Origin of the sequence: Yersinia proxima, assembly GCF_902170785.1 — a bacterium.
In the GTDB taxonomy this organism is placed as follows: Bacteria; Pseudomonadota; Gammaproteobacteria; order Enterobacterales; family Enterobacteriaceae; genus Yersinia; species Yersinia proxima.
Window position 1 is genome coordinate 325,499 of sequence record NZ_CABHYG010000014.1, and the last position, 14,310, is coordinate 339,808.

The following is a 14,310-nucleotide window of genomic DNA, read 5'->3' on the forward strand; positions in this document are numbered from 1 at the left end:
TTTGCTTTTTTTATTCTTTAAATCGAAACGCTGTTTTATTAAAAGAAAATCGAGCGAGTGACGGTGAGTCGGGTAAGCTAAAGCGTAATAACGAAAGCAATAATGGAGTCATCTATGGCGGGCCAATCTTTAACGAATCATTTATTAAGTACAATTAATAATGTCCGCCTTAGCGGGCAAATTGGGCTGTGGCAGATAGCCATTGCCGAGGGCAAAATCACCGCGATTATGCCGCAACCGGAGCAGCCAGTAACCGGTGAGGGGGTATTGGATGCCCAAGGTGGGCTGGCATTGCCGCCATTTGTTGAGCCGCATATTCATCTGGATACTACTCAAACCGCCGGGCAGCCAAGCTGGAACCAATCCGGCACCTTGTTTGAGGGCATTGAGCGCTGGGCTGAACGTAAGGCTTTGCTGACTCGCGACGATGTTAAACAGCGCGCCTGGCAAACCCTGAAATGGCAAATAGCCAATGGCATTCAGTATGTCCGCACCCATGTTGATGTATCCGACCCCAGTCTGACGGCTTTAAGCGCGATGTTGGAAGTCAAAGAAGAAGTCAGTCCGTGGGTGGATATGCAGATTGTCGCCTTCCCGCAAGAAGGGATTCTCTCCTATCCTGATGGTGCCGCACTTTTGGAAGAGGCGCTGCGGCTGGGAGCTGATGTGGTTGGCGCGATTCCTCATTTTGAATTTACTCGTGAATATGGCGTCGAATCGCTACATATTGCCTTTGCATTAGCGCAAAAATATCAGCGGCTGGTGGATGTTCATTGTGATGAGATTGATGATGAGCAGTCGCGCTTTGTCGAAACAGTGGCGGCATTGGCGCACCGGGAGAACATGGGCGCGCGGGTGACCGCCAGCCATACCACGGCGATGCACTCTTATAATGGTGCTTATGCCTCTCGGTTATTCCGCTTACTGAAAATGTCCGGTATTAACTTTGTAGCCAATCCGCTGGTGAATATTCATCTGCAAGGGCGCTTTGACACTTATCCCAAGCGACGGGGCATTACGCGGGTGAAAGAGATGCTGGCGGCACAGATTAATGTCTGTTTTGGTCATGATGATGTGTTCGACCCGTGGTATCCGCTGGGCACCGCCAATATGTTGCAGGTGTTGCATATGGGGTTACATATCTGCCAGTTGATGGGATACAGCCAAATCAATGATGGATTGAATTTGATAACCACCCACAGTGCCAGAACCCTGAATTTATCAGATTATGGTGTACAGCCGGGTAACAGTGCCAACCTGATTATTCTGCCAGCAGAAAACGGTTTTGATGCGGTGCGGCGGCAAGTGCCGGTGCATTATTCCATTCGCCACGGTGTGGTGATAGCAAAGACGCAACCAGCAGAGAGCTGGATTTATCTCGGTCAGAAAGAGCGGGTAGATTTTAAATAAATGGAATTGCCCTGCACCGAAGTGGTGGCAGGGCAATCAAACAGCTAAATCAATGAGTCACGTGGCCGTGGCTGCGGTGCTTGGTGAAGAAGCCCAGAATCAGACACATCACAAACACGGTCAGGTACAAGCCGTTGGCGGTTGCCAGCGCGGCATGAACACCACTATTAGCCACAATCGGGCCAGTGACCACGAAGGTCAACATGGTGCCGACAGTGCCGCAGGTCAGAATGAAGTTCACCAGTTTTGGTGAAGACACTTTGGTTTGCAGCGAACCCAATGTAATCAATGTGGTGTATATGGCACTAGAGACAAAGCCCAACGTCAGAATGTAGTAGCTCAGGTGTTCTGGATTATCGGTGCTGACAAACATGTACATCGCCAATGTTGCCAGCGCCGCTAACACGGTAACGATGCGTTGCAGGTCAAAGAAGCGCAGGATAAAGCTGAATACCCACATCCCAATCATGTAAGAAATCCAGAAATTACTGACCAATTGGCCAGCCTGACTGATATCCATGTTGAAGGTTTTGGTGGCGTATTCCGGCACCCACTGGATGAAACCGAGTTGGCCCAAGATATAACACAGTGCAGCAATCGCCAGGAACAGCACGCCGACACCCCATTTTTCTTTCACCACAGGCTTGCTTTGATCGGTGGCTTTATGGCCCAGAACCGGGAATTCAGAGCACAGTGTCAGCACGAAAATACCGACATACAACAAGCCGATGCAGGCATAGACCCAGTACCATTCAATATGGCGTGCCAGCAGCATCGCTGCGGCAACTGGGAAAATCATCCCGGCCATGCTGAAGAATGAGTCGGTGAACAGCAGGCGTGAACCGCGCTGACGTCCTTCATACATGTGGGTGATCAGGAAAGTCCCTATCGACATGGTTATCCCGCTGACGACCCCGAGAATGAACATGCTGATGGAGAACACCATCAGGTTATGACCAACCATTAATCCGGCAATGGCGATTAACATCAGAATAAAACCAAACACTAACTGACGTTTTAATGGAATGATTTCCATCAACCAGGCATTCAGGAAGATAGAGATCAAAATACCGGCATTAAGGAAAGTGAATGTGTTACTCATACTGGCAATAGGCAGATTGAAATACTCTGCGATATTTCCCATCACCATCCCGGTGACAATAACTAACGCACCGGTCAGCGCGTATGAAAAGTAACTGATCCAAGTGAGTCGAAGGCGATTGCTGTTATTCATAGATGGGGCCTGTGTCAGCATAATGTTAAGTCAATAATAGTAAGAGCATGTATAAAAAGCGCTCAAACCATTTCAGCACTGAGGCGGCGGATCCTAGCACAGGCATAGTGAGTTTTTGTGATTTACATTCAATTTTTAATGCAATGAGTGGGGCGTGATTGCGAAAAATAGTGAGATGTCACAATTTGTAGTGGCGAGGCATTGATAAATATTCTGAATATGACAGGAGATGAGAATATTTTGAGTCTGCTTTCACACCAGGAACGAGTGGCAGACAGATGCATGTTAATCGGCGCAGAGTTTACATAAATGCTATTTTTTAGGCGGCATAACTGACTCACGCATGATAATCGCAGGTGGGAAACTGGCACTGGGAATCAAGGGGTTAATGAGCAGTTGAGTGGCATAGCGCGCCATTTCTACAATGGGGAAATGTAAGCTGGTTAATGCCGGGCTGACAAATGGAGCACGTTCGCCACTATCATAGCAAAGCAATGAAATATCCTGCGGGACTTGCAAGTGATGCTTATTGATAGCGAGCAGAGCACCAATAGCCATTTCTTCGTTACAACAATATATGGCGGTGGGGTGCTGTGGTCGTTTGAGGATCTCATCTGCACGTTGATAACCGCTTTCCAGGTCATAAACCCCTTCCACACAAGCTACTGGCTCTAAACCGGCCAATTGCATCGCATCAATAAAGCCCTGACGACGTAATTCACTGGAATGGCGCTGCGCGGAACCACTGATACAAGCAATGTGGCGATGGCCGGCATCAATAAGTACTTGTGTAGCCATTTGGCTGGCACGGCGATGATCAAAAGTGACACAGCGTGCTTCCAGGCCGGGAACCAGTCTATCCAATAAGACAAACGAACGGCCTGCTGCCGCTAACTGATGCAGCCTTTCATCACTGAGAAAGCGCACATGCAGGATTAATCCATCACAACGTAAGTTATACAGGCGCTGAATAGCCTGCCATTCCTTATCTGCGTTATCCCGCCCCTGAGTGACTAATAGTTGTTTACCCTGCGACTCGGCTTCAGTTTGGACGAAATCCATCAACGCCCCAAAAAAGCCACCACGGTAGGATGTGGTCACTAACCCCAGCGTATTACTTTGGCTGGAGGCCAGTGCCCGTGCGGCAGGGTTGGGGGTGTAGCCCAATACCGCGACCGCTTGTTCGACTTTTTCACGCGTTTGCGCTTTAACATTGGTATCACCGTTAACCACGCGCGATACCGTAGCGCGGGAAACCCCGGCTAATACCGCGACGTCTTCCAGTGTGACCATTGTTGACTCCAATCCCCTTATTACTTGAAGTTGCAGGGGAGAACTGCAACTCCAATTATGTAGGAGTATAAAATGAATGAATGTTACAAGTCTGCGAACTGCGGCAAGTAAAGTTTATTGACCTGTAGAACATCTTCCAAGAGTGGCTGAGCAATGCTGGCGTTTCCAATCAATGGGTTGGTCACTAATGCCAACAAGGCACTACGGCGATCGCCGTGCACTGCTGCTTCAATTGTCAGACGTTCATAGGCTTTGACTTGCTGGGTTAGCCCATGCATGGAAACTGGTAAAGGGCCAAAAGTCAGTGGGTGTGCACCTTGCGCATCAACTATACAGTTTGTTTCTACCACTGAACCATCAGACAAACCACGAATTGCACCACGATTTGTCGTATTCACAACTAGTTGCGTGCCTAAATTATTATAAATTGCACGAATAAGTTCCAGTGCTACTTCAGAATAAAATGATCCGCCACGGAAACTGAGTTGCTCCGGTTTGCTGTCCAGATGTGGGTCAGCGTACAGATCAAACAACTCTTTTTCTACTTGCATCACCTGCTCTGCACGGGTGCCGCGTTCAGCCGCTGCGGCCATTTCCTCTGCCAGCATATCTTGTGTTTGGTAGAAATAACGATGATACGGGCAAGGAATTGCACCCATTGCCCGCAGGAATTCAGGTGGCCATGGGGCTTCTTTGATGTTGTTCATGGTCAGTGACGCGCCATTGCACAACATCTCCAGCACTTCTTTGGTGATATTTTTACCCTGCTGAAGCACCTCATGCACCCATACCATATGATTTAGCCCGGCAAAACGCAGCTGGATATCTTCATAAGGCGCATCCAGTAACTTCGCAATCATATGGTGCATACTGATCGGGACATTACACAGGCCAATAATCTTTGCTTTGCTATAGCGGGTTACTGCTTCGGTGACGATACCGGCTGGGTTGGTAAAGTTGATTATCCAGGCATCCGGTGCCAGTTTTTCAACTTTCGCTGCAATATCTAGCATAACCGGAATGGTACGCAGGGCTTTGGCAAAACCGCCGACCCCCGTGGTCTCCTGCCCGAGTAAGTTATATTTCAAACCTAAGCGCTCATCTGCCGCCCGTGCCGGGAGTTGGCCGACACGAAATTGTGTCAGAACAAAACTGGCACCTTCGATGGCGGTATCCAGTGAAAAGTGAACACTAACTTTCACTTGTTCCAATCCATGGCGATCCAGCATCCTGCGGGTCAGCGCGGCAATAATCTCCACTTTTTGACGACCTGGCTCGACATCAGCCAGTGCCAGCTCAGTGACTGGCAGTTGGTCAATGCGCTGAATTAACCCATCAACCAGCTCAGGGGTATAGCTACTGCCGCCGCCAACAATGGCAATTTTAAAGGTTTTCATATTTGGCTTCCAAGTGAGTAAATTATAAATGAGAGCGCTCTCATTTGAGAGAAGACTAACGATTAACCAAAAACAAAATGGGATGCTGCTCTCAAAAATGGCAGCCTAAGAGTAAGAAAATAAGCAAGACGTGATCCCGGTTGCAGAATTTCGGCATTGCCTGAGATTGGGTAGATGGTTTAGTTTGGCTAATTAATCTCTATTGCGCGGTTCAACGGCCGAAGTGATTAGCTTTCTGCGAAAATGCGTATTCTGTTACGTAAATAACCGTAAATGGGTGGCATTGCGCGGGGTAGCTCTCTAGAATCAAAGCGCTTTTCCGTTGTTCGCATCCCACAGAAAGGAACCGTTAATGTTCAAACGTACTTTAGTGACCTTCATTGCACTTTGCTCCCTAAGCGCCGTGGTGCCCGCAGCTTTAGCTGCCGGTGAACCTCATGTGTTGTTAACAACGTCGGTTGGGAATATTGAGTTGGAACTCAATAGCCAGAAGGCACCGGTTTCAACACAGAATTTCGTTGATTACGTCAACAACGGCTATTACAACAACACTATCTTCCACCGCGTTATCCCCGGTTTTATGATTCAGGGCGGGGGCTTTACTGCCGATTTCAAACAAAAGACGGCTAAAACGCCGATCAAGAATGAAGCCGATAATGGCTTGCGTAACTTGCGTGGCACCATTTCTATGGCCCGTACCGCAGATAAAGACAGCGCCACCAGCCAATTCTTCCTCAATGTGGCAGATAATGCTTTCCTCGATCATGGCCAGCGTGACTTTGGCTATGCCGTGTTTGGTAAAGTGGTTAAAGGTATGGATGTGGTAGAGAAAATCTCACAGGTTCAGACAGAGAACGTCGGGCCATACCAGAATGTGCCAGTGAAACCGATCACTATTTTGTCCGCGAAAGTTTTACCTTAATGATTTAGTTGTCAGCCTTCTTCCCCGAAGGCTGATAAATCCTGCTAACATCCCATCCTCACCAGAAATTAATCCTTTTGCCTGACCAGGTTGCATATAATCAATTATCTGTCTCAGTTGGGGGTACGGTTTATGAGTGAAGCATTGCTTATCGCAAAGGCACAGCCGGCACAGGATTTAGTTATTTTATCGGCATTGGCAAACCGCCATGGTTTGATTACCGGCGCGACCGGCACCGGTAAAACCGTCACCTTACAAAAAATGGCTGAACAATTTTCCCGTATCGGTGTGCCGGTATTTCTGGCTGATGTGAAAGGCGATTTATCCGGTATTGGTGCTGAAGGTGTTGCGTCAGAAAAGTTGCAAGCACGACTGGCGGCAATTGGGGTGACAGACTGGCAACCCCAAGCATGTCCGATTGTGCCTTGGGATATTTTCGCTGAAAAAGGCCACCCAATCCGGGCCACTATTTCCGATCTTGGCCCGTTGCTGCTGGGGCGTTTACTTGATCTCAATGAAGTGCAAAGTGGTGTGCTGCAATTGGTATTTAAAATTGCGGATGACAACAACCTACTGCTGCTGGACATGAAAGACTTACGCGCCATCGTGCAATTCGTTGGCGATAATGCAAAACAGTTTCGCACCCAATACGGCAATATTACACCCGCCTCGATTGGCGCTATCCAGCGCGGTTTACTGACTTTAGAAGAGCAGGGCGCTAATCAATTTTTTGGCGAGCCGATGCTGGACATTCACGATTTGATGCGAACTGACAGCAATGGGCAAGGGGTTATCAATCTGCTGGCCGCTGACCGTCTGATTAATCAACCAAAACTGTATGCCATTTTTCTGCTGTGGTTGCTAGCTGAACTTTTTGAGCAATTACCTGAAGTTGGTGATGTCGATAAACCTAAATTAGTCTTTTTCTTTGATGAGGCCCATTTGTTGTTTACCGATGCTCCGACTGCGCTGGTGGATAAAGTTGAGCAAGTGGTACGGCTGATTCGCTCAAAAGGGGTTGGCATCTATTTCGTGACACAAAATCCATTGGATATTCCTGATAAAATTCTCGGCCAATTGGGCAATCGCGTGCAGCATGCTCTACGTGCTTTTACTCCACGGGATCAAAAGGCAGTTAAATCTGCGGCGCAGACCATGCGCGCCAACCCGGCATTCAGCGCCGAACAGGTGATTACCGAACTGGGTGTTGGCGAAGCACTTATTTCCTTCCTTGATGAGAAAGGGCGGCCCAATATCGTTGAGCGCGCTATGGTGATTGCCCCACAATCTAAAATGGGCGCACTGGACACCACAGCACGCAATCACGCCATCAATCATTCACCACTGTATGGCCGTTATGAAGAGATGGTGGATCGCGAGTCGGCTTATGAAAAGTTATCCGCCAGCGGTTCCTCCACCCTGGGAGATGCGGCTCCAGGTGGCGCGACAGCACCGCAGCAGCCGAGTAATCAGGGTAGCGGATTGATGGATGGACTGAATGATTTGCTATTTGGTTCCACAGGCCCGCGTGGTGGCAAACGAGATGGTATCGTTCAGACTGCGGCTAAAAGTATGGCACGCGATCTGGGTCGGCAAATTTTGCGCGGTGTTCTGGGGTCAATTACTGGTGGGCGCAAGCGCTAACCTGACGAGTTAATCAGAAGCCATCAATTAAAAAATCAATAGCGTTTTTTATCTGGCCTCTATCCGATGATGCATTACCTGCAACTTTGCCAAGTAAGCTACGTCGGATACTGGCCATTTCGTGAGTCATGACAGCGAACTTCTCGCCGGCGACGTCAATGACTGGACACAAACGCTCTGGGAGTTGTGTCCGAATTTTACTTATCGGGAATAACGGGATAACGAGTCGTGTTGTGAGCACATCAATAAGATCACTTTGTACATCAACTAAGTAAGGGTAGTCGCGACTATTGCCTAAGTTATGATAGACAGTGAATTGCATATTCAGAACGTCCTGTAATCGTCAGAAAGTAATCCATGTTCTTCTGTAATTCGATTTAGCTCTTGCAGGCCCGCCATATTATCTGCACGCCATTTTGCCATTTCGATATCATGAATGCTGCTTTTCACTTTTTCAGCCAATAATTGGGATAAATTTAGCCCCGCAAGTTTGGCTTTCTCGTACAATTCAGGATCAAGACTCACATTAACCGAACGTTTTATTGCCATTGTTAACCCCCATAGCTATGCGCATAGACCATGCGCACATGATTACACTGTTATACCGACAGTGCAAGAAAATAGATTGAATGTTAAATTCATTGAAAATCATGTGGATAAGTTAAATATGTTGTTATTGATCGATAATTACGATTCGTTTACCTACAACCTGTACCAGTATTTTTGCGAGCTGGGCGCAGAGGTGGTGGTTAAACGTAATGATGAAGTACAACTATCTGATATTGAAAAACTATCACCTTCTCATTTGGTTATTTCTCCTGGCCCTTGTACCCCTAATGAGGCTGGGATCTCTCTGGATGCTATTCGTCATTTTGCCGATAAATTGCCCATACTGGGCGTATGCCTGGGTCATCAGGCACTGGGGCAGGCTTTTGGCGCGCGTATAGTGCGGGCACGACAAGTGATGCACGGTAAAACGACAGCAATTCGCCACAGTGGGCAGGGTGTTTTCCGTGGACTTAATCAGCCGCTAACGGTTACTCGTTATCACTCTTTAGTGATTGCCGCCGATTCACTGCCTGATTGTTTTGAACTGACCGCATGGACAGAACAAGACGGAGTGATGGATGAGATTATGGGTATCCGCCATCGCAGCTTGCCACTGGAAGGTGTGCAGTTTCATCCGGAGAGTATTCTTAGCGAGCAAGGCCATCAATTATTAGATAATTTCCTTAAAAATTAATCTGTTGAAATCTACTTTTCCAATTGGTTGATTTTTCGTTTGCCTGATTGTGATTTTTTATGCATATTTTGTGATTATATTTTCATGCGTCAGAAATTGGCAGCTCAATGGTTTATTAGGGTGGACAGCGTAATGGCAGATAAATTAGCAGTAACTCGCAGTACATTCGATCAGGTTATTTTGCCTGTTTATGCACCCGCGCAGTTTATCCCGGTAAAAGGGAAAGGTAGCCGCGTGTGGGATCAACAAGGTACGGAATACATTGATTTTGCAGGTGGAATTGCGGTTACTGCATTGGGTCATTGCCATCCGGCACTGGTGGCAGCATTGCATCAGCAAGGTGAAATGTTATGGCATACCAGTAACGTATTTACCAATGAGCCAGCACTGCGTTTAGCCCAGAAACTGATTGCAGCAACCTTTGCCGATCGGGTGTTTTTCGCCAACTCTGGTGGTGAAGCAAATGAGGCGGCGTTTAAGTTAGCTCGCCATTACGCCATTGAACGCCATAGTCCTTATAAAACGAAAATTATTGCGTTCCATAATGCATTTCATGGTCGCACCCTGTTTACTGTATCCGTTGGCGGGCAGCCAAAGTATTCCGATGGGTTTGGCCCGAAACCGGCGGATATTATCCACGTACCATTTAATGACTTGGCTGCGGTAAAAGCCGTCATGGACGACTATACGTGTGCGGTGGTGCTGGAGCCTATTCAGGGTGAAGGTGGGATTACTGCTGCCACGCCTGAGTTTCTGCAAGGGGTACGTGCACTTTGTGACCAACATAAAGCGCTGTTGGTATTTGATGAAGTGCAAAGCGGTATGGGGCGCAGCGGTAAGCTATTTACCTATATGCATTATGGTGTGACACCAGATATCCTCACGACAGCTAAAGCTCTGGGGGGCGGGTTCCCTGTCAGCGCGATGTTAACCACAGAAGAAATTGCATCGGTGATGGCGGTAGGTACGCATGGCACCACCTATGGTGGTAATCCACTGGCCTGTGCGGTGGCTGAAGCCGCGCTGGATGTCATTAATACCCCTGAGGTGCTTAACGGTATTGAACAGCGCCACGGCCTGTTTGTGCAAGCTCTGCAAGAGATCAATACCAAGTATCATGTGTTCAGTGATATTCGCGGCATGGGGCTATTGATTGGCGCTGAATTAGCACCGCAATATCATGGTCGTGCACGGGAGTTCCTGACAGCTGCGGCAGCGAATGGCTTGATGATCCTCAATGCCGGGCCAGATGTATTGCGTTTAGCGCCTTCGCTGGTGATTGAGCAAGAAGATATCCAGCAAGGTATGGCGCGTTTGGAACATGTTATTGCCAGCCTGGTGCAAGGGTAACTTTGCATTACATTATGAAGAGGCTTTTTTTATCTGAGCTTAATGACAATGCTATTTATAGCTCAGTGAGTGAAGGGTCGACCGTACCTAGGGGCGCTTCGACGGCTTACGCCGTTACGACCCCAACGGCACGTTTCCCCTTCATTTTACTTCGTCATCAGTCTGAGGCTTTTGGGCCTCTTCATTTTTACGCCTTGCTGTGCAAGTTGCGCCGACGCCAAATACCGTGGTGCGGCTGTTGCTGCCATGCCAGAGATGAAACGGTATGCATTACACTGAGATGTGACAAGATGCGCCGTAAATTACGTTCCGATTCAGAGATTTGTGTATCAGGATCGATGTCTGGCATTTGCACAAAATCGTTATTCCCCTCACTGTTATCCGATTCCAGCCGTTGCTGGCATTGCTGAATTGCCATCTCACAAAGCTGTAAATATTCTTCCGCCAATTTAACAGTCAGCTGAATATGGCGTTTATCTGATTCTGGCGGTGATTCTTCCAATGGATAAGCGCGAGTCAGGATGGTCATCTCATTGATATGCCCAACAATAAGTTCGCTATGGGTGGCCCACAGGCGCATGTCGGCCAAATATTTTGAGTTAAATCCGGGTTCCTGCATGGCCTGATTCAGTGAGTTCAGGACAGCATTGCTGGCTTTGTTCACCTGAATGCGTTCATAGGAGAGTTGTGCGATATCAGGTTTAGGTTTCAGTAGGATGCGCAGTATTTTCTGATAATTCTCCAGTGCTTGATGCGCATTTTTACGCAGCAAACCACTTTGCCACTGTGGCCATAACCACAGTGCACTGGCGAAGGCCAATGCACAGCCGATTAAGGTATCCAGCAATCGAGGGACTAAAAAGTCAGCGCCTTCTCCGGTCAATAATTGCAAAATATACACTGTAGTGATGGTTCTAAAAATGACTGACAAGCCATAGTTTTTGCGCTGAACCAGATAGGCTATCAATGTGATGAGCAACATGATGCTCAGTGTCGTCCCTTCTGGCATTTGGAAATGCAGCAGGGCCGCTGCGAGTAACAGCCCAATCAGAGTGCCCAAGGCGCGGTGGTGAATCCGAATTTTAGTGGCGTTATAGCCGTTTTGTGTCACCAACATGATGGTGAGTAAAATCCAATAAGGCTTAGGTAGATGGATCAGGTTACCAATATAACTGCCTGCTGCCAGCGTCACGCCCATGCGGCCTGCATCACGCAATGCACTGGATTTAAATGATAAATAGCCGACAAGCGCTGGCCAGAATGGTTGGGATAGCTGGCTGGACATCAAATCGCGGTCATATTGCGGGCGCTGATCGCTCAGGATCTGGGTAATGTGGCTGATATGGTAATAGCAGAATTGTGCCACCGGATTATCAGGATGTTGCTGGGCAACCTCTTCCAGTTCGACCAACGCATCACCGGCACTGAAATGGGTCTTCGCGCGGTGGTGATAGAGAATATTATCGGCGATGGCGCGCATTTGTGTTGAGATAACCTGCACATTGCGCTCAAGGATAACTTCTATCGAGCTTTGCTCTATCAGCTCTTGCGCCTTTTCTGACTGATTCATCGCCGCAGTGATATGTTCCTGCAAATCGAGCGCCATCTGAAAGAGTATCAGTAGCCGTTTTTGCTCTTTCTTGGTGGTATTGGGTAGTAGATTAAATTGTTGATAAAGTTGATTAATTTTATCCATAATGCCTTGCTGCCTATCAAGCAGGGCTGGCATCATTTTTTCCGCTTCCTGACGCTGACCAAGCAAAGAGTAGGCAGCATCGCAATAATCGGCCAACAGATGGTAAAGCTGACTCAGTGGCTCACGGATGGGTTGGTCTTTGCATAACCGAAACCATAGCCAGGTAAATACCCCGTACCAGAGAGTCCCCACGGCACACATCAATGGCGCTTGCCAAATTGGCGCACGGCCTACCATGCTGAGACTGAAAATCGCGGCGATCAATGCTGCCGGGAGCAACCGGCCATTGAGCTGGCTGATGGCACCACTTACCCCCAATGTTAATGCGAGACCAAGCATCACCACCGGCAATGGGATATCCCACAGCAGTAATTGTTGAGTCAGAAAACTACTGAAGGTAAAGAGTGTCCCGCCGACAATCAGCCGCCGGAAGAAATGTTGATGGGGAGTATCGAGCGAAGCAATATTACAGCAGGCCGGTATCAGGGAGAACATCAACCCCAGCCGCAATTCACCAAGGGCAAACCCCAATGCCGCCGGTAAGCAGAGAACCAGTGTTTGGCGGAGCGCGTAATTAACTTCAGGATGATAAATAAGCCGTTGCCATTTCATGTAGGCCCCAGAAATTTATTAATCACACAAAGGAAGAAAACCGGTGCCGAGGTAGCGGCACCGGTTTATAGGGAATTAACGGGTGCCGTAAACGACAATCGTTTTACCGTGTGCGGAGATCAGATTTTGATCTTCCAGCATTTTTAGTATCCGCCCCACAGTTTCGCGGGAGCAGCCAACTATTTGACCAATTTCCTGGCGGGTAATCTTTATCTGCATCCCATCTGGGTGGGTCATGGCATCAGGTTGTTTTGCCAGATTAAGCAGCGTTTGTGCAATGCGCCCAGTCACATCCAGGAAAGCAAGGTTACCCACTTTCTCAGATGTTATCTGTAAGCGATTCGCCATTTGTGCAGACAGGCGCATCAAGATATCTGGATTGACCTGAATTAACTGGCGGAATTTTTTGTAAGAAATTTCAGCCACTTCACAGGCAGTTTTTGCTCTGACCCAGGCACTACGTTCTTGGCCTTCTTCAAATAATCCAAGTTCGCCGATGAAATCTCCCTGGTTTAGATAGGAGAGAATCATCTCTTTACCTTCTTCATCTTTGATCAGCACCGCAACGGAGCCTTTCACGATGTAGTAAAGCGTTTCGGCCTTTTCACCTTGGTGAATTAGCGTACTCTTCGATGGATATTTGTGGATATGGCAATGAGACAGGAACCATTCGAGAGTCGGGTCTGTTTGTGGCTTGCCGAGAACCATTCGCTGTTATCCTCTGTTGTTATCGCTGCCTAACTTAACAGGGCTCAGAGTTCCCTGTACGGCGTGCTTATAAAATACACTTTCTCTTAGCATATTAATTTGCTCAACTGCCGAAAGGTATAGCCAAGATACGTACCGGATAGAAACCCTTCACTGAGTATTGAGAAGCTACCCTATTTAATTCTAAAAACAATACTTTCGGTTCTGTTTGTAGCACAGGATGAGGCTAGTGTCTTGTGTTGTATCGCTTCAGCATGATGAACATCGGGTTACATTGCCAGTTTGTAAATGAAAGGGTAGTCTGAATCGGAAAATTTAACCGGGAGCAAGAGTTATGCAGGCACGTGTAAAGTGGGTTGAAGGGCTAACATTTTTAGGTGAGTCCGCTTCAGGTCATCAAGTTTTAATGGATGGGAATGCTGGAGACAAAGCACCAAGTCCGATGGAAATGTTGTTAATGTCGGCCGGTGGCTGTAGTGCAATTGATGTCGTTTCTATCTTACAGAAAGGGCGTAACGATGTGCGCGATTGCGAAGTGACGTTAACCTCGCAGCGCCGGGAAGAAGCACCGCGCCTGTTTACGCAAATTAACCTACATTTTATTGTCAGCGGCAAAGGCTTGACGGATAAAATCGTTGAGCGTGCGGTTGAGCTTTCGGCTGAGAAGTATTGTTCTGTTTCCTTGATGCTGGGGAAAGCGGCGACGATTACCCACAGTTTTGAAATCCGCGAAATTGCCTAATTAAACCCTTCGTATTTGAAGCTGCAGGGTTGTTAGCTGCACTCGCTCACCCGAATCAC

Annotated in this window: 13 protein-coding genes; 6 read left to right on the forward strand and 7 right to left on the reverse strand. The window is 47.9% G+C overall.

The annotated features are described in order from the left end of the window. The first annotated feature begins 114 nt into the window (after positions 1-114). Positions 115-1,410: a cytosine deaminase gene (locus FTB31_RS13110; protein WP_227731446.1), complete on the forward strand. Its 1,296-nt coding sequence runs from the start codon at positions 115-117 to the stop codon at positions 1,408-1,410. A gap of 49 nt (positions 1,411-1,459) precedes the next feature. Here FTB31_RS13110 and tsgA read toward each other — a convergent pair whose 3' ends face one another. From tsgA to FTB31_RS13125, 3 genes are all read right to left on the reverse strand, one after another. Next, the gene (gene tsgA / locus FTB31_RS13115) at positions 1,460-2,644 is read right to left on the reverse strand and encodes an MFS transporter TsgA (protein ID WP_050076753.1); all 1,185 of its coding nucleotides are present in this window, start codon (positions 2,642-2,644) and stop codon (positions 1,460-1,462) included. Between the two features lie 312 nt (positions 2,645-2,956). After that, entirely contained in the window at positions 2,957-3,937 is a 981-nt protein-coding gene (locus FTB31_RS13120; protein ID WP_050160232.1) for a LacI family DNA-binding transcriptional regulator, read from the reverse strand. Positions 3,938-4,020: 83 nt separating this feature from the next. Continuing rightward, positions 4,021-5,334, reverse strand: a complete 1,314-nt coding sequence (locus FTB31_RS13125) for a 6-phospho-beta-glucosidase (RefSeq protein WP_050076755.1) — start codon at positions 5,332-5,334, stop codon at positions 4,021-4,023. A 352-nt stretch (positions 5,335-5,686) separates the two neighbouring features. On the opposite strand from FTB31_RS13125, the gene ppiA reads away from it, so the two are divergent. Beyond that, a complete protein-coding gene (ppiA, locus tag FTB31_RS13130; protein WP_005159741.1) occupies positions 5,687-6,256 on the forward strand; it encodes a peptidylprolyl isomerase A in 570 nt (189 codons plus the stop codon). 132 nt (positions 6,257-6,388) lie between these two features. After that, entirely contained in the window at positions 6,389-7,900 is a 1,512-nt protein-coding gene (locus tag FTB31_RS13135) for a helicase HerA-like domain-containing protein (RefSeq protein WP_077295725.1), read from the forward strand. Between the two features lie 13 nt (positions 7,901-7,913). On the opposite strand, the gene FTB31_RS13140 is transcribed toward FTB31_RS13135, so the two are convergent. Beyond that, entirely contained in the window at positions 7,914-8,222 is a 309-nt protein-coding gene (locus FTB31_RS13140; RefSeq protein WP_077174980.1) for a CcdB family protein, read from the reverse strand. Positions 8,223-8,224: 2 nt separating this feature from the next. Continuing rightward, entirely contained in the window at positions 8,225-8,449 is a 225-nt protein-coding gene (locus FTB31_RS13145) for a type II toxin-antitoxin system CcdA family antitoxin (protein ID WP_077174979.1), read from the reverse strand. Positions 8,450-8,567: 118 nt separating this feature from the next. On the opposite strand from FTB31_RS13145, the gene FTB31_RS13150 reads away from it, so the two are divergent. Together FTB31_RS13150 and argD are read left to right on the forward strand one after the other, a co-directional pair. After that, positions 8,568-9,143, forward strand: coding sequence for an aminodeoxychorismate synthase component II (locus tag FTB31_RS13150; protein ID WP_227731447.1), 576 nt, complete (start codon positions 8,568-8,570; stop codon positions 9,141-9,143). A gap of 132 nt (positions 9,144-9,275) precedes the next feature. Then, entirely contained in the window at positions 9,276-10,493 is a 1,218-nt protein-coding gene (gene argD, locus FTB31_RS13155) for a bifunctional acetylornithine/succinyldiaminopimelate transaminase (RefSeq protein ID WP_227731448.1), read from the forward strand. Positions 10,494-10,680: 187 nt separating this feature from the next. Here argD and FTB31_RS13160 read toward each other — a convergent pair whose 3' ends face one another. Further along, on the reverse strand, positions 10,681-12,801 hold the full coding sequence (locus tag FTB31_RS13160) for a YccS/YhfK family putative transporter (RefSeq protein ID WP_077174977.1): 2,121 nt from the start codon (positions 12,799-12,801) through the stop codon (positions 10,681-10,683). A gap of 75 nt (positions 12,802-12,876) precedes the next feature. Continuing rightward, entirely contained in the window at positions 12,877-13,509 is a 633-nt protein-coding gene (crp, locus tag FTB31_RS13165) for a cAMP-activated global transcriptional regulator CRP (protein ID WP_004718520.1), read from the reverse strand. A 334-nt stretch (positions 13,510-13,843) separates the two neighbouring features. Between crp and FTB31_RS13170 the strand changes: the two genes are divergently transcribed. Then, positions 13,844-14,251: an OsmC family protein gene (locus FTB31_RS13170; RefSeq protein ID WP_004875129.1), complete on the forward strand. Its 408-nt coding sequence runs from the start codon at positions 13,844-13,846 to the stop codon at positions 14,249-14,251. Positions 14,252-14,310: the final 59 nt, after the last annotated feature.